Below are 22,960 nucleotides of genomic sequence, written 5' to 3'. Positions count from 1 at the left end.
ATTGCTTATTTCGAAAGACTTTCCATCAATTCCTCAGGAGTAATCACTTGCAAATAGGGCTTTGAAAGTTTGAGGAAATCACGGTCTGATGTCACGATAGCATCTAGATTGTGATCAAAGGCAATTTGAAAAAAAATGGCATCTTCAATGTCTGGAAACTTCATTGCTAGAGCATTCTGGACATCACTTTTTTTACCATCTAAAAAGTCAAAATTAGGAATAAGGTTAGTTAAAATTTCAGATGTTTTTTCATAATCTAAAAACTTGAGCATAATATAAGCACATGTTTGAACAACTCCAGTTGTAATGAAACCTTGAATTTTGCCAGTTGATAAGTGTTTGAGTATTATTGAAAATTTCTCTGGATCAGCATTCCTTTTAATAGTTATATCTAGAAGTACATTTACATCAAAGAAGATCTTCATAACCCATTTTTTTTGCTTTGGCTTTATAGTATTCTTCTTTGTAATCGTAGTTCTCTGGAATATCAAATTTTGGTAACGATTTCATGTATTCAACCAAGGTCATTCCATTTTTCAGCTTAGGCTTTGGCTTCACTAATGCTTCAAAATGTTCTTCCACAAGACTTGAAACGCTTGTGTCATTCTGAACAGCGTAAGTTTTGACCTTGTCTAGTAAGTTTTCCTCGATGGTAATATTGAGTCGCTTCTTCATAAATTTATGCGCATGATTCGAAAATTATACGCATAAATATATTAAACAGTTTCTAACTTATTGATATATAGGGTATAAATTTGATCTGTAAACTTTTAATTTTTCAATCTTCCAATCTCTAATCAACTAGGATCCACATCCACCACAAACCTAACCGAACGAAACTCAGGCCTCGATTTTAGCTCCTCCGTGATTTTCCACAGATACTCCTTGAAGACTACAGCCGTATTACTCGCGCGATCCAACTTGATTAAGCTCTCATATTGATACTGATTTTTGATTCTAGCAATAATCCCTTTCTCTGGGCCTAAAACTATTTTCTTGACTGGGATCTCTGCCATTCCATGATGAAGATTTAGTGCCGCTTTTTCGGCTACTTTATAATCGGTATGTCGTGTGGTGATCTTTACCAGTTTTACAAAAGGTGGATAGTAGAATTTCTTTCGGTCATGAATCTCATGATTGAAAAACTCAAAATAATCTCCCTTAATCACCTGAGCATATATCGGAGTTTCTGGATCTCTGGTTTGCACAATTACTTGTCCTTGCGCTTCTCTACGTCCTGCGCGACCTGCCACCTGAGTGATCTGCTGATAGGCTCTTTCGCCTGCACGGAAATCGGGGAAATTCAGAATTCGATCTCCATCCCAAATCCCCACAACCGTCACTCTACCGAAATCCAGCCCTTTGGTGATCATCTGCGTGCCTACTAAAATATCTAAATTTCCAGCTCCAAATTCATCTAAGATACGCTGATAGCCATGCTTGTTTCTTGTCGTGTCCAGATCCATTCTGCCGATTCTGGCTTCTGGAAAAAGTAAGCTCAGCGTTTCCTCAATACGTTCAGTTCCCATTCCCATCGTAGTCAGTTGCGTACTACCACAAGCAGGGCAGGAGCTAGGACTTTTCTCTTTGTATCCGCAGTAGTGGCAGCGCAGTTCTTCAGAAAACTGATGGTAAGTAAGACTGACATCACATTGCACGCATTGGCCTGTCCAACCGCAATCCTCACATTGAATATATGGTGAGTAGCCTCTTCGGTTTTGGAAAATCAAAACTTGCTCTTGCTTAGCTAGTGCATCTTGGATTTTCTCTCGTAGAATACGAGTCGTATCTAATTTGAGCAAGTTCTTGCGCTTATCTGCTGCCAAATCTGCCAAGTGGAATTGCGGCATGCTGGCATCACCAAATCGATGAGTCAATTCTACATAGCCGAATTTGCCTTGACTGGCATTGAAATAAGACTCAAAAGAAGGTGTAGCCGAACCCAAGAGCGTCCTAGCCTGATGAAAATAAGCAAGCATAATCGCAGAATCTCTGGCTTGAAATCTTGGTGCAGGATCAAATTGCTTATAGCTCGACTCATGTTCTTCATCCACGATGATCAGTCCCAAACTATCAAAAGGCAAGAAAATAGATGAGCGAACCCCCACCACAAATGAAAATCTTCCGCTAAGTACTCCATTCCAAACTTCGACTCTCTCATTATCAGAGTACTTCGAATGATACACACCCATTTTACTTCCGAAAACCTTTTTAAGGCGGGAAACGATTTGGGTAGTAAGTGCTATTTCAGGTAGAAGCAATAAAACCTGTGATCCAGAATTCAGCACTTCCAGAATCATTTGTATATAAATCTCTGTTTTTCCACTACCAGTTACTCCATGAAGCAAGACTGATTGCTTGCTTTCAAATTGTTGCTTTATCTCTTCAAATGCTGCTTGCTGACTGGTTGAAAGTGAGGCAGGTTCTGACTCAGGCTCTTCTTCTGGAATTCTATTGACTACAACCTTAAAAGATTCGAAGATTTCGTTTTTGATCAAAGTTTTCAGCGAACTCTCAGAATCTCCTTCTTCCAGCAATCGCGCCTTGTCCACTCCGTATGCATTAGATTTTGGGAGCTTCATTACTGGCACGTCACGAAGGTATTTCAAGAGGATGGATTCCTGTTTTGCTTTGGTAGCTACAGCTTCAAAAACGGTTTGAAGCGCATTTTTATTAGCTGCTATTTCGGGATTAAGTCGGATTCTGGTTTCTACTTTCGGCGTGTATTTTTCCTGAACTTTCTCGAAAATTAGTATCGCCTCTTTCTTTACCAGGCTTTTGAGAATTGGATGAATGCTTTTAATAGCTAGTACTTTTTCGCAGTCCTCATAAGAAATCTCAGGCTTGCTTTCCAGCACGTCCAAGATCAGGATTTCCCGATCATCCAGCGGGTATTTGCTTGTTTCTCTGTCGAAATTAGGATTGAGCTGAACCTTGCTTTCACTGCTCAATCTCAGTCCTGAAGGCAAGGCAGCATGCATCACTTCACCTATGTGGCAGAAATAATATTTCGCCATCCATACCCAAAAACGGATTTGTAGTGGGTTGACGCTGGGTTGCTCATCCAGAACCTCTAGAATCGGCTTAGCTTGATATGCTTGTGGAGGTTTGTTATGTACTTTACCTATGATTCCTGTGAGGACTTTTTTCTTACCAAACTGCACAATCACACGCGAACCAAGATTGATTTCAGGTTGCATGGAATAGGGGATGCTGTAAGTGAACATCCGTGGAATCGGCACAGGCAGTATAATGTCTGCGAAATTATTTCCGCTATCGGCAGGGAATAAATCTTGATCTCCAAACAGGCTTTCCAAGGATTAGGCTAAATAAGGGAGTTGAGAAATCGCTTCTTCACGACTGCTTACTGGCTTGCGGCAGGCATGATCAAAGCACACATAAATTAAAGCATTTCCTGCTGCATCAGGCGTCTTGTCTGCAAGAATCGCGGCATTTTCTGTCAAACTTTCTGAGAATGCTAGAACAGAGTTAGGCATGTAATTTTTCTGAAATTCGCTAGCCTTCACTATCGCTCCATTTCCTACAATTGCAAGCTCAGCCGTTGGAACAAGTTTTTCTAGAAACAAACTTGCCCAATTACACAGAAAACTCGGTTCTTTTAGGATCAGCTCCTTCATTCCTCCCAGCATTTTGGATGCGAGATCTGAGTATTTTTCTTCGTAGGTGAAAAGGGAAAGACGATGAAGATTTCTTGCCATAACAGAATTGGAAGCAGGGATGACATTGTCAAAAAGCTCTTTTTTATTGGCAATGAGTTTTTCAGCTTTTGGGTTGTTGAAATAGAAAAACCCATCTGTTTCATCGTAAAACTCTGCAATACAAAAATCTGTTAGTGATCGAGCAAAGTCCAGCCATCTGGCATCTCCAGTGGCCTCAAAAGCCATCATACTTGCTTTGATCACGGTAGCATAATCTTCCAAAAAGCCTGGAGTGTAAGCGCTTCCATTTTTGTAAGCTCGATTTAAAACTCCATTTACTACTAGTTTATCCTGTAGAAATTCTAGGTTTTTGATCGCAAGGTTAAGCATACTTTTTTCGCCGGTAGCATAGTACCCTTGAATCAAACCAGCGCTCATTAGGCCATTCCATCCACTGAGAACTTTATCGTCTTTTCCCGGGTAAATGCGTTGATTTCTTACTTCCAGAAGCTGAGCTTTTACATCTTTCAGTTTGGCTTGAAACTGATCGATACTCATCCCGAAATCCTCCGCAATTTTATTTTCAGATATGGTTTGAAACAAAATATTTACTCCTTCTTCCCAGTTACCACCAGCCTTAAGGTTGTAGAGCTTACTGAACCAAGGCATCTCATCGGGAATTAGGTTGAGCAGTTCCTCGTATTTCCATACATAGAATTTTCCTTCCACACCCTCCGAATCAGCATCCTGAGCGGCATGAAATCCTCCTTCTCCATTTAGCATTTCTGCTTCTAACCAAGCGACTGTTTCAGATACTTTTTCCTTGAAAAAAGTTTCGCCACTCACTTGATACGCTTTTGCATAAAGCTCCAAAAGTTGCCCGTTATCATACAGCATCTTTTCGAAATGCGGTGCAAACCACTCTCCATCCACAGAATACCTAGCAAATCCACCGCGTAACTGATCATAAATCCCACCCATACCGATTTTGCGAAGCGTAAAAAAGACATTCTCCTGAAGCTCAGTATTCTTGGCCAACAACGCATAGTCCAATAAAAAACTCCAGATCGTCGGCATTGGAAATTTAGGAACGCGATTCATTCCACCCCATTCAGGATCTAGCTGAGAAGTTATTTTAGCAATGATTTCTGTAAGTTCGTCTGGATCTAGTTCCTGATTACCAGCCGAAATTCCGTATTTCTCTGTTTCCTTTCTGTTGAGCGTATTCCCAAATCCTTCTGCGCTTTCAGCCAATTGATCTTCGTGCTTATCAAAAGCATCAGCGATGTTGGACAGCAAGCCTTTCCACTGCTGATTTGGGAAGTATGTTCCGCCGTAAAATGGTTTTTGGTTGGGCATCAAGAAAACATTCAATGGCCAACCACCTTGCACGCCCATCGCCTGCACTGCGTCCATGTAGATATTGTCGATGTCTGGACGCTCTTCTCTATCGATCTTAATGCAGACAAAATTCGCATTCATTAACTCTGCCGTAGCTGCATCTTCGAAACTTTCCCGCTCCATCACATGGCACCAATGGCAGGCCGAATAGCCAATGGAAACCAGAATCGGCTTATTATCAGTTTTCGCTTTTTCCAATGCTTCAGCTCCCCAAGGAAACCAATCCACTGGATTGTGCGCATGTTGAAGTAGGTAGGGGGATTGGGTATGAATTAGGCGGTTGGACATCTTTGATTGAAAAATTTTAAGAATGGAAAATTTAGAGGAATTAACCCTCGAAGGGTTTTGAGCCCTTCGAGGGGTTTGGGATTTAAACCCTTGGAGGGTTTAGGGATTTAATTCTTTTGATCTCTTTTGAAAAATCAAATTCTCCATTCAATCGTTCCAGCTTTTGGAGAAGATTGTTCAGGAATTTGAGATTCGCTTCACTTTTAGGATTTAATGGGCGATGAGCCAGTTCCTGAATTATTTTTTGAATTAGCGTAGTTTTTTGCTGAGTTTCTATGCTAAAGTTGGATGCTTGCCATTTTTCCCAAATGTAATTCTCTGCTTCTTGGCTGGGATGAATTAGATCTTTCGCATAAAAGCGATAGTCTCGTAATTCATCTATAAGTATTTCGTAAGCAGGAAAGTATGATACTCTACTGTTTCCTTTTTCTAACTCATGACATAATACTCTAAGAAGACTTTTGCTCAGCTGGTTTTCCGGGATTCCATCTTTGATATGACGAACAGGGCTGACAGTCAAAATGATATTTAAGCCTGGGCAAACTCTCGATAAATTGTCAAATAGCAACCAGAGCTTGTCCTTCATTTCTTCTAATGTCAGTAATCGCTTGGTGAATTTTGAGGCAGCTTGCTTATGACAATTAGCTACCGTTTCGCCACTGTCTTCCAACTCATACACCCAAGCTGTGCCAAGTGTGAGAATCAAATGTGTTCCGCTTTCTAAATATTCCTGAACTAGATTTCTTTGTGCCAAAAGCTTTTGAACAAGGGCCTCTTTAGAATCTGCTACCAAATCAGAGTGACTTGAGTAGTGAAAAAAAAGACCGTCTCGCTCTATAATTTCTGCCTCTTCAAAATGATCTCGGAGAAGTGCGCCTTCTAGTAATTTCACTAAAGAATAGGGATTAAAAATCGTCCCAAAAGGATTGACCAAGCAATTGAATTTATGATCTACTAATTTCTGTCCTATCGTCTGCGCAAAGCAAGACCCCATACTCAGGATTTTACTCTGATGGGAAATAGGAAATGGAGATTCTGGAATCGAAATAGGAGTGAACCACTGCATAACACGAAAATAAGGAATTGTGATGGATTTCGGATTTTAACCGCATTACGACACAGTTGCCCTGCTTCTCCAGAAGCTGGACTGTTTACAAAGTAGCAAACTTTTTAGTTGCAGGTAAGTCGTCTATTTGCTTCTTACCACTTTTCACAACTTACCTTTTACGGTTAACTTATAAATCACTTAGCCACTCTGTTCGAATCTCACAAACAGTTTCCCTGTTGTTGCTAGATTCCTCTCGAATGACTATCTAATGCATGATTTTATTATTTTCTAGAAGTTTTTCAGCATTTCTGTGCTTTTTCCCAAAAGTCAGAGACTAATAGAGTAAAAGAAACCAAATGAACAAAGAGGAAGAGTTTGTCAGCCTTATTCACCAAAATCAAGGACTGATTTATAAGATTGCTTCAATCTACTCTCGTGAGAAGGAGGAGCAAGATGATCTTTATCAGGAGATTGTTTACCAGACTTGGAAGTCATTTGATAATTTCAAAAATGCAGCTAAACCAAGTACATGGTTGTATAGAGTTGGTATGAACACGGCAATTACACATTTGAATCGCACCAAGAAGCGACTTCAAGTGGTGCCGCTACAGGATGTGAAATTGCAATTTGCAGAATCTGGCGACACTGAAAAGGAAGAGAAAATCCAGCAACTCTATGCGCAAATCAGAAAGCTGAATCTACTCGATCGGGGAATTGTGTTTCTCTTTTTGGAAGGAAAAAACTATGAGGAGATAGCAGAAATATCAGGGATCTCTGAAAGCAATGTGGGGACAAGAATGTCTAGGATTAAAGCCAAGTTAAAATCAGGAATTACTACTCAAACAAACTAAAAATGGAACTCGAAGAAATGAAATCACTGTGGTCTGACCTTAGTGTGCAAGTAGAAAAACAGGATAGAATTCAAAAAGAATTGCTGTTACAGATTACCAAGCAGAAATTTAGAGATAAACTGAATAGCGTCAGAATTCCAGAGATTTTGGGATCATTAGTTTGCGTAGTTTATGCTATGTATTTACTATCGAGATTTGGAGATTTTGAGTTATGGTATAATCAGATTCTAGCTTTGGTTACTATTTTCATATTGATCGCTTTACCTACAGCTAGTTTATTAGCCATTAAGGGAATGCAGAACGTACGCATAGACGCTGAAACACCAGCAACGATTTTGGATAAGTTTACTAAGAGTAAAATTCGATTTTGGAAGGTGCAGCGTTATGGGGTGATTTTTGGCTCGTTAGTGATGGTTACAATATTGCCTCCTTTGGCTGAATTGAGTGACAATAGTGAAATGATAGCAAATCCAACTTTCTGGATGATATACATTCCTGCTGGCCTTGTTTTTATGTATTTGTTTAGCCGTTGGGCTTTGAAAAAGTATAAAGGAGTTATAGATTCATCTGAAAAAATTCTTCTTAAAATTGAATAACTGTTATGAAAAAGGAGCTACTTAGCGCAGCTCCCTTTTCGAAATTATTTCATTTCTTCATTCTTGATTTCTTCCCATAGTCTCCTCACTTGCAGATCACCATATCCGTAAATTGCATACTTGACATGAAAAGCACGGAATATTTTCCCGAAATCATCTGTCCCCAATTGAGCAGCGATTTCTTTCAGTGCCTCTTTTGGCTTACCCAGATATTCACCATGAGGAATAGATTCTTTCCAGGCCAATACAGCTGGATATAGAAAGGGGATTTCGGGAAGTACCTGCTTAGAAAGTGTAATTCCCTCCGACACATCTTTTCTTTGATAGATGTCCCACATATCTACTAAAACGTGTCTTTCATTTTGGGTTAGTGCCTTGGCATTTCTGTAGGCTTCTTCGAGTTGGGGCTCTTTCATCCCACCAAAACCTTCGATTAGATCGGTAGTGGGACTTATTAGATAAAGCTGCCCTTTGTGGGACTTCAATAGGTCAACCACGAACCATAAATTGACTTGGCAAAAAAGATCATTCTCAAACCACAAATAGACCTGCGTAGCAGAAGTTGCTGTTAGTATCTTCTCAATTTCCGAGATCACTTCGGCTAAATAATCTTTTTCAGTAGCTTCCGGATAAGTTGTGGATAGGTAATTGGCACGAATAATAGCAAATTCTTCGATAGAATCAGCAGCTACAGGTCCATCGACTAGACACTCGCGAAGTACTGCGATATTACCAGGAATACTAGCAGGAAATGCTTCTGCTAGCGAATCCCCATTCAAAATATGGAGCATATTTATTGATTTTTAGTTTTAATTAAATTTATGGAAGTTCTAATCATTTCCCTAAGAACTACTTCATCAATATCTGCTAGTGTATTGATGTAGAGGCAGCCTTTTGATTTTTTATGTTTACCGAGATTTGCTAGAAAAGGTTCTAAATGGGCATTTTCAAGCATTATATAAATTGTAATAGCCTGTTTTCTAGGGGAAAAGCCTACAGGAAACCATTCCAATTCTTTACCTGAAGGATAGATGTACTTGTAGGCCCCAAATCCAACTATACTTGGCCCCCACATTACTGGTTCTTCATTAGTTGCTTCCTTGAATAGTCGTAGCAATTTCAGCCCATCAATCTTGCGAATCGGTGGTGCTATTGCATTGAGAAAGTCAATTACAGAGGCATCGGTTGCGTTGGTTTTAAGTTCTGACACGGGAATTAGGCTAGTGATTCATGAAGGAAATGCGTTTTGTTAGCTGATAAATAGCTTGAGATTTGGTCACTTATTTAGAATTAGATTTCTACAAAGTATTACAAAATCACGAGTTCAAACGAGCTATTTGCCATTTATCTTAATCTAAATATGCTCATAAACAGAAATCAGTAAATTGAGCGATCCAAAATATAACAATATGAAATTAAGAGTTATTACAATTTTAGTCCTTAGTATTTCGCTCAGTTTATTTCAAGCTGAAGTTATAGCTCAAGGAACTTATCAAACTCCTCCCAAATCAATTGCTGATTTGGTGAATGCGCCTAGCACACCATCGGTTCGGTTTAGTAAAAACGGAGATTGGATGCTAGTGATGGAGAGGTCTGATAGTCCTAGCATTGAAACACTTTCACAACCTGAATTGAAAATTGCAGGTATGCGAATCAACCCAGCTACTTCTGGACCTAGCCGTCAGATAGGTGTAGAAAATATAAAAATCAAGAAAACTCAAACCGGAGAAGAAATTCAGATTACAGGGTTACCAGCTCAGCCTAATATGGGTGGGATGAGTATTTCAGATGATGAGAAATACATGGTTTTTACGCAGAGCGATGCTGATGGAATTAGTCTTTGGTTAGTTGATTTGACTACAAATTCAGCTAAGAAATTGACAGATAAAATCGTCAATGATGTCTATGGAAATTCTGTGCTTTGGACTCCAGGGAATAAGCTGCTGGTGAAAGCAGTGAACCCAACACGTGGCTCTATTCCAGTGAGACCGTCGGCTCCGGCAGGTCCAATCATCCAAGAAACTACAGGAGATGCAGCACCAAGCAGAACCTACCAGGATTTATTGGAGAATCCATACGACGAAGCGCTTTTCGCTTATTTCATGGATTCCCAATTAATGGAAATTGATTTGGAAGGAAATAAAAAGCCAATTGGCCCAACTGGAATGATCAAATCAATGGATCTTTCTCCAGACGGAAGTTATCTAATGGTTGATTTGATAAAGAAGCCATTCTCCTACTTGGTGCCAGCGAGCAGATTTCCATATGATGTTGAGATTTGGTCAAAAGAGGGTAAGAAAGTAAAAGCTTTAGCACAGATCCCATTGGATGAAAATAGACCTACAGGATTTGACGCTACGGTGACAGGACCTAGAAACATCAACTGGAGGGCTGACAAAGCTGCAATGCTCTATTGGGTAGAAGCGCAAGATGGCGGAGATGGACGAGTAGAAATGAAAGAGCGTGATATCGTTTATACATTGGCGGCACCTTTCTCAGGATCAAAGCAAAAACTTGCTACATCGGCGTATAGATTTGGTGGTATTGCATGGGGAGATGACTCCTTCGCGATTCTTAGCGAGCGCTGGTCAAGTAGCAGAAAAGACATGAGATCTGTGATAAACCCATCTAATTCATCGCAAGCTAAGCAGGTCATTATAGACAGGTCATCTGACGATCTATACAATGATCCAGGAGATCCAGTGATGACAGAAAATGAATTTGGTGAGTTAGTGTTGCTTCGAAAGGGAGATTTGTTGTATATGAGAAGCCCAGGAGGTTCAGATGAAGGCGATATGCCTTACCTATCTACTTTCAATACCAAAACGAAGGAAGAAACAATCCTGTGGAGATCGCAGGCTCCATATTATGAGCGAGTGGCAAAAGTTCTAAATGACGATGCTACCGAATTCATCACCATTAAAGAGAGTACGGATATCCAGCCAAATTACTGGTTAGTTAATACTAAGAAGAGAATCGCTCCTCAGCAAATAACCAATTTCGATAATCCATATGAGTCTATCAAAGGGATTCAAAAGCAATTGGTTACTTATGAGAGAAATGATGGTTTGAATCTATCAGCTGTGATTTATACTCCAGAGGGTTTTGAGGCAGGTAAAGATGCTCCACTTCCTGTTTTGATGTGGGCATATCCTAGGGAATACAAATCCAAAGAAGTTGCTTCGCAAGTAAGAGGTTCGCAGTATTCTTTTACACGCGTGAGTTCTGGATCTCCTCTTTTCTGGGTGACTCGTGGTTATGCGGTCATGGATAGAACTGAGATGCCAATTGTTGGAGAAGGTGAAAAAGAACCTAATGATTACTTCCTCGATCAGCTAGTAGCTAATGCCGAAGCTGCTATAGATGAGATCGTGGAGTTAGGAATAGGTGATAGAAATAGAATAGCAGTGGGAGGGCACTCATATGGTGCTTTTATGACAGCTAATTTACTTTCACATACTGACCTATTCGCTGCAGGCATAGCAAGAAGTGGCGCATACAACAGGACGTTGACTCCATTCGGATTCCAATATGAGCAGAGAACTTATTGGGAAGCTCCAGAAGTTTATTTCAACATGTCTCCATTCTCATTTGCCCATAAAGTAAAAACACCTATTCTTTTGTTACACGGTCAGGCTGATAACAATTCAGGGACTTTTCCTATTCAGTCCGAGCGCTATTACAATGCACTGAAAGGCCATGGTGCTACAGCGAGATTAGTGTTCTTACCAAATGAAAGTCATGGCTATGCAGCAAAGGAGTCTATCAATCACATGCTGTGGGAAATGGATAATTGGTTGGAAAAATATGTGAAAAATAAAAATGAGATCGAGGTAAGCAAATAACGCTTTATTTACGACTATTCTAAAAACCTACTTTTTACATAAATTTGTAGAAAGTAGGTTGTGTTTTGGGGGTTATTAGTTAGTTATTCTAGCTAATAAATATTTATTGCCATATAATTTGGGGTTATTTTTGAAAATATCTGTTTTTTTTAAAAAAAACACTTTGTTAATCCATAAACGATGTTAATTTTGGATAATTCAAAACCCAAATATAATTTCATCAAGTGCTCGATTTCAATGAAGTTGTGTGATCTATTTTTTTCGCGCCAATCCGAAATCTGACACTATTAATTAAAGGATAATGAGAGTTATTTCCGATTCACAGAACTTGTTTTTAAAGGATCATTTATATCTGTTTTCTCAGATTTATCTATAGAATCCCAACCTTCCACTAACGTCTTATTTAAGAAAAACACAGCTTCAAGGCGGAGCTGTGGTTGTATACAATTAAATTAACTTTAATGAAAAAAGCATTACTCAGTATGCTCTTTGGATTACTGATTTCCAGTGCGGTATTTGCGCAGCAGCGTAGTATATCTGGAAGGGTTATATCAGTAGAAGAGCCCGACGGACTCATAGGAGTCAACATTTTGGTGAAAGGAACTCTCACAGGTGTAGTGACCGATTTGGATGGTTATTACACTGTTCAGGTTCCAGATGGTGCTAATACGTTAGTATTTAGCTATATAGGTTATCTGAAGAAAGAGGAAGTTATTGGAAACAGATCTGAGATTAATGTGACTTTGGCTCCGGATTCTCAGAATTTGGAAGAAGTAGTTATTACCGCTTACGGTGGAACTATTGATAAGGGTAATTTCACCGGATCTGCAGTGTCAATCAAAGGCGATAAAATTGCGGATAGACCGATCAACAATATCGTAAATGCGATAGAAGGTCAAGCTCCTGGTGTGATCACAACATCGGCGTCTGGACAGCCCGGTTCAACTCCTGTAGTTAGAATTCGTGGTGTGGGTTCTGTGAACTCATCTTCATCACCACTTTACGTAGTAGATGGTGTTCCTTTTGATGGAGATCTTTCTAATCTTAACCCATCGGATATTGCAGATATGACTATCCTTAAGGATGCATCATCCTCTGCATTGTATGGTGCTCGTGCTGCTAACGGTGTGATCATGATTACTACCAAAGTTGGTAAGAAAAATGAGCCATCTTTCAATTTGAAGATTCAACAAGGATTCTCAGGAAGAGCACTTCCTGAATATGATCGTGTGAATCCAGATCAGTATTATCCACTTGTTTGGGAGTCATTGAACAACAGTAGATTGGGCGCCGGTCAGTCTGCTGCAGCATCTGCTCAATACGCATCTGACAATTTGATTGACAACGTTTTAAAATATAATATCTACAATGTCCCTAATAAGGAGGTAGTAGGTTTAGATGGAAAATTGAATCCAAATGCAGTTAGTAATTTCGAAGGATTAGATTGGTTTGACGAATTGCAGAGAACTGGAGATAGAAAAGAGTACAATATGACGTATTCTGGTGGATCTGAAAAGACTGATTTCTATACTTCTATCAATTATTTGAATGAGCAGGGATTTGTTATCAAGTCTGATATCGAAAGATTCACTGGTCGTGTGAATGTAAATACACAGGCAACTAAGTGGTTGAAGACAGGCTTGAACCTTTCTGCTACGATGAGTGAGGGTAATAATTCTAGATCTACTGGTAGCTCTAGTTATGTTAATCCGTTCTTCTTCGCAAGAAATATTGGGCCAATCTACCCAGTATATGCACAAAACATGCAAACTGGTGGTTATATTCTGGATGAAGCTGGAAATCAAATATATGATACAGGTAACCTATCTGAACTAGGTCTTCCAAGTAGAGGTGCTGATGCATCTGCTGGTCGTCATGCAGTACAAGAAACCTTGCTTAACATAGACTCTTTCGATAGAGATGCATTATCAGCTAGAGCGTATGTAGAAGCTACCTTCCTTAAGAATTTCAATATCAGAACAAATATCTCTACAGATATGGAGTCTCAGCTAAACATCGGTTACGATAACCAAATCGTAGGTGATGGTGCTCCAGCAGGTAGAACAAATAGAGGAAATGTCAGAACGAATTCAGTGACATTTAATCAAATTCTCTCTTACTCTAAGCTATTCCAAGAGAAGCATTTTGTTGAGGCATTAGTTGGACATGAGAATTATAATCTACAAATCAATAGACAATACTTAGGTAAGCAAGATCAGATTTTGGCAGGTAATATTGAGCCAGATAACTTTGTAACTACAACTTCAGGTACTGGTAGAGTAGATGTGGATAGAATCGAATCTTACTTCAGTAGAGTAAATTATGTTTATGAAGATAAGTATTCCTTCTCAGCGTCATTAAGACGTGATGGATCTTCCAGATTTTACGAAGATGTAAGATGGGGTAATTTCTTCTCCGTAGGTGGAGCATGGAGCATAGATCAGGAGAACTTCTTCAACTCTAGCTACCTGCAAATGATGAAATTAAGAGCTTCTTATGGCCAGGTAGGGAACAACCAGATTCAGAATTCTAACGGAAGTCCGAGTTATTATCCATGGCAGGCACTTTATGACTTAGGTTATAACAATGCTTCTGAGCCAGGAATCTTGCAAGCATCTTTATCAGCAAGAGAACTTCTATGGGAGTCAAATAATACTTACGATATAGGTTTAGACTTTGCTTTTGGAAATAGATTCCAAGGTACTCTTGAATATTTCTATAGAGAATCACAAAATTTACTATTCCAAGTTCCTTTATCATTGACTACAGGATTAGAAACTAGAGTTGAAAATATTGGTACTATGTCTAATCAAGGCATCGAGTTTAGTATTGCTGGTGATATCGTACGAACTGGTGATTTCACATGGAATTTGGGATTGAACGTCTCCACATTTGCCAACGAATTCAAGAAGTTGCCATTTGAGGAGCAAATCAACGGAACTAAGAAGTACGAAGTAGGAAGTTCAATCTATGATTTCTGGTTGAGAGACTGGTATGGTGTAGATCCAGAGACAGGTGAAGGCCTTTTCAGAGCTGACGAATACTCTGAAGATGATGCTAATATTAAAATCATAGGGTCAGATACTTTGACAGTGGCGCAGGGCAATGCTAGATTTCACTATGCTGGAACTGCAATTCCTGACTTCTTCGGAGGTGTGACTAATACCTTTACTTATAAAGGATTTACACTAGGTGTGTTGATGAGTTTCTCTGTAGGAGGAGATATCTACGATGGTATTTATGGAGGATTGATGGATGCAGGTACTGAAGGTGGAGCTTTGCATACAGATATTCTTAATAGATGGCAGAAGCCAGGTGATATCACAGACGTTCCAAAAATGGACGTTACAGGTTCAGCTAATACGAATGTTGCATCAGATCGTTGGTTGGTATCTTCTAGTTATATAAACCTGAGATCTGTGAATCTTGCTTATAATTTACCTAAGCCATTTTTGAGCAGAATAAAGGTTAAAAATGCTTCGGTTTATCTAGCAGGTGAAAACTTGGGTTGGGGTTCTTCTAGAAAAGGTATGTATGTATCTGGTACTTTTAGTGGTACTACTTCTAATACCTTCACTCCAGCGAGATCATTCACATTGGGAGTTAATCTAACCCTTTAATTAGAAAGACTATGAAAAATATTATAAGTAAAATAGTTATTGCAGGAGCGCTACTAGTAGGCACGAGCTGCGCAGATGATTACTTGGACACAGTTCCAACCGATGCAGTATCTGAAGAGGCAGTATTTACTTCTACTCAGAATGCAATGGCTGCATTAAATGGGATTCACAGAATGCTTCATATCCGATTTGACAGTCAAGGACAGGCTGCAGAGAGTGGCGTGATGATCATGCGTGATGTACTAGCGGAAGATGTTGTATTTACTACTTCAGGAAATGGGTGGTATGTATCTACTGTTAGATGGTTGAATCACGTTAATGAAAATTCAGGAGATGTTCGCTTTGTCTGGAGATATTACTACAAGGTTATTGGTAACGCTAATATGATTATTTCCAAAATTGACAATGTTGTAGGTCCTCAAGCCGAAAAAGATGAGATAAAAGGTCAGGCTTTAGCCTACAGAGCTTGGGCTCATTTCAACCTTGTGCAAATGTTTGCCGAACGCTATAACGCTGGTGGCAGTAACTCTCAGCTAGGAGTGCCTATCGTAATAGAGCCAATATCAGAAGGTGGTGCTAGAAATACTGTAGAAGAAGTTTATGCACAGATAAACGTAGACCTTACTGATGCTTTAGCTCTTCTATCCACGAGTAGAAATGCTACTTCTCACATCAATATTGATGTGGCAAATGGAATTAAAGCTCGTGTAGCAATGGCACAAGGCAAGTTCACGGAGGCAGCTCAGGCTGCCAAAGCTTCCCGAGAAGGCTATGATTTAATGTCTGAAAGCCAATTGTATCAAGGTTTCAATAGCGTAGACAATCCAGAATGGATTTGGGGTTGTCGTCAGGTAGATGATCAAGGTACATTCTTTGCATCTTTCTTTGCTTACATGTCTGTTAACTTTAGCTCTACAAACATCAGAGGTAATCCTAAAGCAATTAATAAGTTGCTTTACGACAAGATCCCTGCTACTGATTACAGAAAAATTTTATGGGATGCCAATGCAGGGACTGCTTCTAAGAGAGATCCATTTATTGATGAGGTGACCTTGACTAGTTTCTCTAAAATCAATTACATGAATCGTAAGTTTCTTGCTCAGGCAAATGCGTCATCTGTAGGTGATGTGCCATATATGAGAGCGGCTGAGATGTATTTGAACGAAGCTGAAGCTTTAGCTAGAAGCGGAAATGATGCTGACGCTGCTCAGGTTCTATTTGATTTCGCTTCTACAAGAAATCCTGAATATGTTAGATCAACTAAAACGGGCAATGAATTAATTGAGGAAATCATGGTTCAAAGAAGAGTTGAACTATGGGGTGAAGGTTTCAGATTTTATGATTTGAAGCGCCTTAACTTACCACTTGATAGAGTTGGTTCCAATCACGTTGGATCAGTTATCAATGGTAAATACACTGAGGAAGCTGGCACTAACAACTGGCAGTGGCAGATCCCTATCAGTGAGATTAACGCCAATGACAACATGGTGCAGAATCCATTATAAGGTTTTTTGAAAATGTAAAAGGCCCGTGGAGAAATCCTCGGGCTTTTTTTTGATATTTTTTACCGACTAAACCTCGTAAAATTCTATTGGCAACTCGTCTGGATCAGCTATGAAAGTGAATCGTTTTCCAGTGAACTCATCCATTCTGATAGGTTCAGCAGTGACATCATGCACAGCCAAATGCTGAATGCATTCATCCAGGTTTTTCACGGCAAAAGCCAAGTGTCTCAATCCAGCTGCCTCCGGTCTAGATGCTCTATCCGGAGGTGAAGGAAATGAAAATAGTTCGATAATATAATTTGAATTCAGACTCAAGTCTAGTTTGTAAGACTTCCTGTAATCACGATAAACTTCTCTTACTATCTCAAGTCCTAATACTTCAGTATAAAACTTTTTGGAGCGCTCATAATCCTTGCAGATAATGGCAATATGATGAATATTTAATAATTGAATCACGGAAGTCTATTTAGTCCATTAGATGTTTTTTCAGAAAATCAGCAGTCGCTTGATCCACTTTTATCATATTTGACCACTTCATCCAGTGATGAGTATCTCCAGGAATAATGATGGATTCGTAAGGGTTCCCCAATTCTTCAAATCTCCGAATTATATAAGCTGTTTGAGCAACATCGACATTTCGGTCATCATCAGAATGAATAAACAGTACAGGAGAAGTCCACGTAGCCAAATCTGCCATGGGTGAAGATTCCCATGCTATCTTCTTGGCTTTGTCTAGATCAGGGGCAGCTTCATAAGTCTCTGGTAACTCATATCGTCCATCTAGGTCGTGAACTCCATGAATATCAACGCCCACTTTGAAGAGATCAGAATCTCTAGCCAACGCTAATGCTGTCAAGTATCCACCGTAGCTTCCTCCATATATCCCGATTTTATCGCCATTTACTTGAGATAACTTAGCTAAATATTCTCCTCCTGCTTTGATATCTTGGTATTCTACAGCTCCTTGATAATAGCCATTGGCCGGGCGGTGGAATTCATACCCATAGCCGATCCCTAACCTGAAATTCACAGATAGCACCACGAAGCCAAGCTCTGCCAAATACTGGTTGAGTGCGTATGTGTTGGAATAGTAATCCATGTAGCTCCAGCCCAAAAGCATCTGCCGCTGTGGTCCGCCATGGGCAAAGATAATTCCTGGTTTTGAAGTTGATCCGCCTTCTTTTTGGAACAATTGTCCATAGACCGTGGTGCCATCTGGAGCGGTGAATTTCACCTGTGTGGGAACTACTAGTGAGGCTTGAGGGAAATCTGCCGGGATAATACTCTCTTGTAATAGCTTGGTATTGATGCCATCATTAACTGCAATAAGGTGTGAACGCTGTGAATTAGCGCTGAAAAATGCTGTTTTTCCAGCGTTTCCGATCCATACAGGATAGGCTTCTATACCTTCTCCCTCCGTTATCCAATTAAGTTTTTTGCTTGCTAGATTTATAGCTCCAATGTGTCGACGATCTAAATCTTGAGGTTGAGATCCAGTATTTGCAGAGAAAATCAACTTTGATTTATCGGAACTTAGGTTGACCTGCTCGACCATATAATCACCTGGTGTAAGTAATGTAGTCTTACCTGAAGCAACTTCGAGTGCATATAAATGTTGCCAGCCATCTTCATAAGACTGGAAGATTAAGTTTCCATCTGCACTAAAGGAAAAGAATGGGTTTGGATATGAACCTCTAAGTGTCTCAGGAGCTTTCCATAGTTTTTTAGCTGTGCCTGATGATGCGTTTGCGATCCAGATTTCCCAAGGCGTGTGTCGCGGCTCTAGCACTGGATATTCAGCTCCTTTTCCTCCTTGAAGTCTGATAAAAGAAAGATGCTTTCCGTCGGGTGACCATTGAGGTATAACATCACGATGAAATGAAGGTGAAATCCATTGGATAGGTGTAGAGTTATCCTGAAAAATTCCCACCAAGGAATGTGATCCTCGATTGGAGACAAAAGCCAACTTGCTCCCATCAGGCGAGTATTGAGCGTAATTCACATTTCCCTTGACCTCAAAAAGCTGGGCTGGCTTAGCTGAGTTTTTTAAATCAACTGTCCAAACTTGCCCACCTTTTAGAAAGGCGAGTTGGTTAGGTGCCCCAACTATAGGATCGTCTGCTTCGGTGACAATTTCTATTTTTCCACCAGCTAGGTTGATTTTCCAAATCTGTACTTTAGGCAGAGTAGGGAGGTTTTGAGCATTAACGGTGGAGGAAGCATTGCCACCTCCATGATCCCCGCCGCGTACAAATATTATCCAGTTACCATCTGGCGTAAATTGCAAACTACTAATTTCCTGTCCGTCGTCTTCATTGAAATCAGTCAATTTTTTAGGGTCAAACGTTGGACCTTCTGCAAAATAGATGTTACGTTTTCCTTGCTCATTCATCGCCCAAGCTATTTTCTCGCCCGTAGGTGAGGAGGTGAGTTCAGAAGGGAAACTGAACTTTCCTACCTGCTCCATAGTGAAGGATTGGGAATGGACAGTCTGAGGTAAGAGGTAAATAGTAAATAGTAAGAGGTAGAAAGACTGTCCGATGATGAATTTGGGAAGTGTAGATATCTTCATGGTTTTAAAAATATAGTGTTTAGGATTTTGACTCTTGTTCTAGAAATTTTTCCAGTTCATAGGCAAGTGCTTCTTTGTCAGGAAGGCAAAGCCTTTTCCTAGTTCTAGAAGGAAGCTTTGCAGGTTAGCAACCAATCTGTTTTCCAATTCACTTTCTGAATAGGTCAGTGGATCTGGAATACCTAGAAATTCAAATACGTAAGGATCTTTGAGTATGTCGGTTGGATTCTGAATTTCGCTACCCTTCTCTGCTAGTTTTAAGACAGCTTTTTTGTCCTTGCTCAGTGCCAATCTGTGAAAAAGCATGCTCTTCATTTGTCTCTTCAATTCTCGTACACTCCATTTTTCCTTTTCACACTCTTTGGAGTAGAATCCGATTTCTAGGTTATTATCAGCTTTCAGGATTTCATAATAATGTCCCCAGCTCAATTTGTGGGACAGTGTCCCACTATTTCCAATTGCTTGATAAAGTTTACGCATGTAAAACAAGTTGGATCTACCAAATCCCTTTCCATACTGTAATGTCAAATCCCTAGAAAGACGATCCAAAACAGAACTTCCATATTCCAATTTTTCGTTGCCGCCCTGCTCAAATTCAACAATATGTTTTCCAATATGCCAGTAGGTCTGTACCAGAATAGTATTCACTGCTCGTCCTGCATTTTCCCGACCGAGAAGAAGAAGTTCTCCAATCCGGCTTTTGAGCGATTCGTATTTGTTCACTTCTGGCTTTGAGGTCATGGCAGTTCTTCTTTTAGTTCATCAGTGGGTCTTAATACTTATCGTGAATGTAATAAAGCACCTTCGTGAGCTCAGTTTTTAGCTCATTTCCCGAGATAGGATAATTATTCATAAGGCAGGAGAAATGCAGAATTTTCCCACTTTTAGTCAGTAAGTAGCCACTCAAGGCATTGCTCATAGATAGTGTGCCTGTTTTGGCATAGATGTAGGGAGGTTGACCTGGGTCTGAAGGATACCAATTACGAATCGTTCCTGATTCACCACCCGCTGGGAAATACGCTTTGATTTTCTCCAAAGGAACTTCCGATCGGATCTTGCCAAGCAATGCAATGATGCTTCGGGGAGTGAACATATTTTTGGAAGAAAGCCCAGAACCATCTACCCAAATAGGTTCGTCAGGTAGGTCTGCCAAAAGATTTTCCTTGGCATAAGCAATGGCGTCAGCTGTACTTAGCTTGTTGTCTAGTTGGTCTGAAACCAAGAGCAAAAGTTGTTCTGCTAGGAAATTGTCAGAGATTTTCATCATCTGCGAATAAATGCTGTCGGCGGCGGCTGTTTGAAGTTTTTTTGAATTGGCGCTGAGATAGGTTTCATTCTTGATCAACGTCACTTTTTTACCAAGTACTTCTGTAAGGGAATAAGCAGCTAATTCGGGTGAGGTCATAAAAGGGATATCAGTCTCAAAAGTACCTTCCCATTTTTCTGGAAGTTGATAGGTGAAAAGATTAGCATTTTGATCTCGCTGGAAATTATAACTTTTCCAGTTTTCTGGGGTTTCTGCTTTTAGTAAATTCTTGAATTGACTTGGGATGATCTCAAATTTTGAATTCTCATCCTTCTTGTCAAATCGCACTACGTTACCATAGATTGGAAAAGCAGATCGCTCGGTGGCATAATAGTAATTGTACCAATCCCACGCCCATCCCGGACCGAATGCATCCACTTGATCAAAGTTATCGAGCAGATAGAGCTGCTTGGTTTGATTTTTTAGAAAATCTAGCGCTACAGTATTTTTCAGATCGGGGTGAAGTAAACTTGGATCACCGGTACCCCAGAATATTAATGAATCTCCCCGCTCCAGATAATTCAGTCCATTGATCAGGCTATCACCTAGAATGGTGTAGGAAGTGTAGAAAGTAAAAAGTTTGGTGTTAGAAGCTGGGATAAAATACTTATCTGAATTGATGTCCACTAGCACTTTATCCTTATCAGGATCCAAGAGCATAAATCCCAAATGACCTTTGTCAAAGATGTCAGATTTGGTGAGTGAATTATTTATTTTCTGTACGGTGCATGAGCTAAATAGTATCAGACAGGCAATAAGGAGTTTTTTCATTTCGAAATTTTTTACAATTCAATTTAAACAAAAAAGTCCCCCGCCAATTGGCAGGAGACTTAAAAAAGAAGTTAAAACTATTGATTCCACCAAACTCGGTCAAGCAAAGATACAACTGGTACATTTGCACCATTTCTACTCACTTCACTATCTGGATATGCAAGTCTTCTGAGGTACTTACCACCAAGATCAGGGTTGAGATTTTCAGGCAAAGTCATGTTCTTATATCCATAGTCATACCTTCTAGCATCGTTCCATGTTTCTGGGTGCAAGAACATCGCTACGTATTTCTCTTTAAAAATAGCATCGATTGTTAATGCAGCTGCGCCCATACTTACGCTAGGATGTGTTAAATAAGCAGATTTTTCAGTAGAGTTTACACTTAGCATATTCATGTGTGCTTCGATTCCAGCCAAATACGCTGCATAAGCTCTGGTTTTGTCAGTGGCGAATGCGGCCTCTGCCTCGATGAACTTCAATTCAGCAAAGGTAGCGATCAACAATGGAGCCTGTCTGCTAGTGTAATATTGACCTTCCACGAGCGTAGATCTAGCTCCTTGCTCAGGTGCATTTCCTCGACCTGCACCATTCACTGTTCCGACAAATTTACCTTCTTTAGTAGTTCCTACCATCAATTTAAGTCTTGGATCCACCGTAGGGTAGGAAGTTCCGTCCAATGCTTGGATAAATTGCTCTGAGATCCATCCGGTTAGGTTAAGGTTTGCATTGGCGATCGCGTCTGAAGCCCAAGGATTAAAACGTTGCTCAAAGAAAACGACTTGAGCATTTTGATCATTTGTCTTAAAGCCTTTATCCACTGCTGCCAGCACCTCTGCAGCACTATATCCTGGGTCACCTTTCTGGTGGATCATGTAACGTGCCTTCAGGGTGTGCGCAAATTTCAACCATAAATCGAGATCTCCACCGTATATGAAATCGTCATTACCCATTGATGAAGTAGTGGTGGCCTGAAGATTAGAAATCCCTTGGTCAAGAAGACTCATTATGTTACCATAAAGTGCTTTGTCATCGTCATAAGCAGGGGTTACAGTGGTGAAATTGAAGCTTTCAGAAAACGGTACATCACCGAATAAATCTACGGTCATTCCAAGATTGAGAGCCATCAAGACTTGGCCTGCGCCTAGGTAATGCCGCGCTCCTTCAGCTTCAGCTTTTTCATTCATAGTATATAGATCAGTCATCACATTGTAAAGACTGAACCAAAGTGAGCTGAAATTTAAAGGCTCCATGGTATCAGAGCTGCTTCCAGGATTTGGCGAAGCCAAATACTGGACATAATTACTCACAGCGCTTCCTTCCCGATACACATTCCAGCTTGTCTCATAGGTAATGTTTGTCATAAGCCCTGAGATTGGTGCGTCCTGAGGATTATTTGGGTTATCGTTCACATCAAGATATGATTCACAGGCAGAAGCCGAAAGAACCAGAGATACGCCCAAAAGTGTTTTTATTTTATTTTTTAATTTCATTTTCTAGT

Annotated in this window: 17 protein-coding genes; 5 read left to right on the top strand and 12 right to left on the bottom strand. The window is 40.0% G+C overall.

The genetic code is table 11. The features are described 5' to 3' along the window. Positions 1-5: 5 nt before the first annotated feature. From BVH02_RS02420 to BVH02_RS02400, 5 genes are all read right to left on the bottom strand, one after another. Complete coding sequence (locus tag BVH02_RS02420) at positions 6-425, bottom strand: type II toxin-antitoxin system VapC family toxin (RefSeq protein ID WP_086498486.1); 420 nt, start codon at positions 423-425, stop codon at positions 6-8. Then, a complete protein-coding gene (locus tag BVH02_RS02415) occupies positions 409-675 on the bottom strand; it encodes a DUF6364 family protein (RefSeq protein WP_086498484.1) in 267 nt (88 codons plus the stop codon). Before BVH02_RS02415 ends, BVH02_RS02420 begins: the two co-directional genes overlap by 17 nt. A gap of 122 nt (positions 676-797) precedes the next feature. Beyond that, a complete protein-coding gene (gene priA / locus BVH02_RS02410; protein WP_086498482.1) occupies positions 798-3,317 on the bottom strand; it encodes a replication restart helicase PriA in 2,520 nt (839 codons plus the stop codon). A gap of 3 nt (positions 3,318-3,320) precedes the next feature. Beyond that, positions 3,321-5,348, bottom strand: coding sequence for a thioredoxin domain-containing protein (locus tag BVH02_RS02405; RefSeq protein ID WP_086498480.1), 2,028 nt, complete (start codon positions 5,346-5,348; stop codon positions 3,321-3,323). Between the two features lie 82 nt (positions 5,349-5,430). Then, complete coding sequence (locus tag BVH02_RS02400) at positions 5,431-6,414, bottom strand: GSCFA domain-containing protein (protein WP_086498478.1); 984 nt, start codon at positions 6,412-6,414, stop codon at positions 5,431-5,433. Positions 6,415-6,752: 338 nt separating this feature from the next. Here BVH02_RS02400 and BVH02_RS02395 point away from each other — a divergent pair, with 338 nt between their 5' ends. Together BVH02_RS02395 and BVH02_RS02390 are read left to right on the top strand one after the other, a co-directional pair. Next, positions 6,753-7,247: an RNA polymerase sigma factor gene (locus tag BVH02_RS02395; RefSeq protein ID WP_086498477.1), complete on the top strand. Its 495-nt coding sequence runs from the start codon at positions 6,753-6,755 to the stop codon at positions 7,245-7,247. 2 nt (positions 7,248-7,249) lie between these two features. Further along, entirely contained in the window at positions 7,250-7,843 is a 594-nt protein-coding gene (locus BVH02_RS02390; protein WP_086498475.1) for a hypothetical protein, read from the top strand. Positions 7,844-7,887: 44 nt separating this feature from the next. Here BVH02_RS02390 and BVH02_RS02385 read toward each other — a convergent pair whose 3' ends face one another. Both BVH02_RS02385 and BVH02_RS02380 read right to left on the bottom strand, forming a co-directional pair. After that, on the bottom strand, positions 7,888-8,634 hold the full coding sequence (locus tag BVH02_RS02385; protein ID WP_086498474.1) for a DUF1835 domain-containing protein: 747 nt from the start codon (positions 8,632-8,634) through the stop codon (positions 7,888-7,890). A 2-nt stretch (positions 8,635-8,636) separates the two neighbouring features. Further along, a complete protein-coding gene (locus BVH02_RS02380) occupies positions 8,637-9,053 on the bottom strand; it encodes a DUF1801 domain-containing protein (RefSeq protein ID WP_086498472.1) in 417 nt (138 codons plus the stop codon). A gap of 199 nt (positions 9,054-9,252) precedes the next feature. Here BVH02_RS02380 and BVH02_RS02375 point away from each other — a divergent pair, with 199 nt between their 5' ends. From BVH02_RS02375 to BVH02_RS02365, 3 genes are all read left to right on the top strand, one after another. Further along, positions 9,253-11,688, top strand: a complete 2,436-nt coding sequence (locus BVH02_RS02375) for a S9 family peptidase (protein ID WP_086498470.1) — start codon at positions 9,253-9,255, stop codon at positions 11,686-11,688. A gap of 461 nt (positions 11,689-12,149) precedes the next feature. Next, positions 12,150-15,308 carry a SusC/RagA family TonB-linked outer membrane protein gene (locus tag BVH02_RS02370; protein ID WP_086498468.1) on the top strand — a complete coding sequence of 1,053 codons (3,159 nt, stop codon included), beginning with the start codon at positions 12,150-12,152 and terminating at the stop codon, positions 15,306-15,308. An 11-nt stretch (positions 15,309-15,319) separates the two neighbouring features. Beyond that, positions 15,320-16,813 (top strand): RagB/SusD family nutrient uptake outer membrane protein, encoded by a 1,494-nt coding sequence (locus tag BVH02_RS02365; RefSeq protein ID WP_086498465.1) that lies wholly within the window; start codon positions 15,320-15,322, stop codon positions 16,811-16,813. A 66-nt stretch (positions 16,814-16,879) separates the two neighbouring features. Here BVH02_RS02365 and gloA2 read toward each other — a convergent pair whose 3' ends face one another. The 5 genes from gloA2 to BVH02_RS02340 all read right to left on the bottom strand — a co-directional run bounded on the left by gloA2 (position 16,880) and on the right by BVH02_RS02340 (position 22,952). Further along, the gene (gloA2, locus tag BVH02_RS02360; RefSeq protein ID WP_086498464.1) at positions 16,880-17,269 is read right to left on the bottom strand and encodes an SMU1112c/YaeR family gloxylase I-like metalloprotein; all 390 of its coding nucleotides are present in this window, start codon (positions 17,267-17,269) and stop codon (positions 16,880-16,882) included. A 10-nt stretch (positions 17,270-17,279) separates the two neighbouring features. Then, the gene (locus BVH02_RS02355; RefSeq protein ID WP_086498462.1) at positions 17,280-19,385 is read right to left on the bottom strand and encodes a S9 family peptidase; all 2,106 of its coding nucleotides are present in this window, start codon (positions 19,383-19,385) and stop codon (positions 17,280-17,282) included. 39 nt (positions 19,386-19,424) lie between these two features. Further along, positions 19,425-20,126: a PDDEXK nuclease domain-containing protein gene (locus BVH02_RS02350; RefSeq protein WP_086498460.1), complete on the bottom strand. Its 702-nt coding sequence runs from the start codon at positions 20,124-20,126 to the stop codon at positions 19,425-19,427. A gap of 31 nt (positions 20,127-20,157) precedes the next feature. Next, positions 20,158-21,462, bottom strand: a complete 1,305-nt coding sequence (locus BVH02_RS02345; RefSeq protein WP_086498458.1) for a D-alanyl-D-alanine carboxypeptidase — start codon at positions 21,460-21,462, stop codon at positions 20,158-20,160. Positions 21,463-21,539: 77 nt separating this feature from the next. Beyond that, on the bottom strand, positions 21,540-22,952 hold the full coding sequence (locus BVH02_RS02340; RefSeq protein WP_086498456.1) for a SusD/RagB family nutrient-binding outer membrane lipoprotein: 1,413 nt from the start codon (positions 22,950-22,952) through the stop codon (positions 21,540-21,542). Positions 22,953-22,960 lie beyond the last annotated feature (8 nt).

It is taken from the genome of Algoriphagus ratkowskyi (assembly GCF_002150505.1).
In the GTDB taxonomy this organism is placed as follows: Bacteria; Bacteroidota; Bacteroidia; order Cytophagales; family Cyclobacteriaceae; genus Algoriphagus; species Algoriphagus ratkowskyi.
This window is presented reverse-complemented; position numbering and strand designations above follow the sequence as displayed.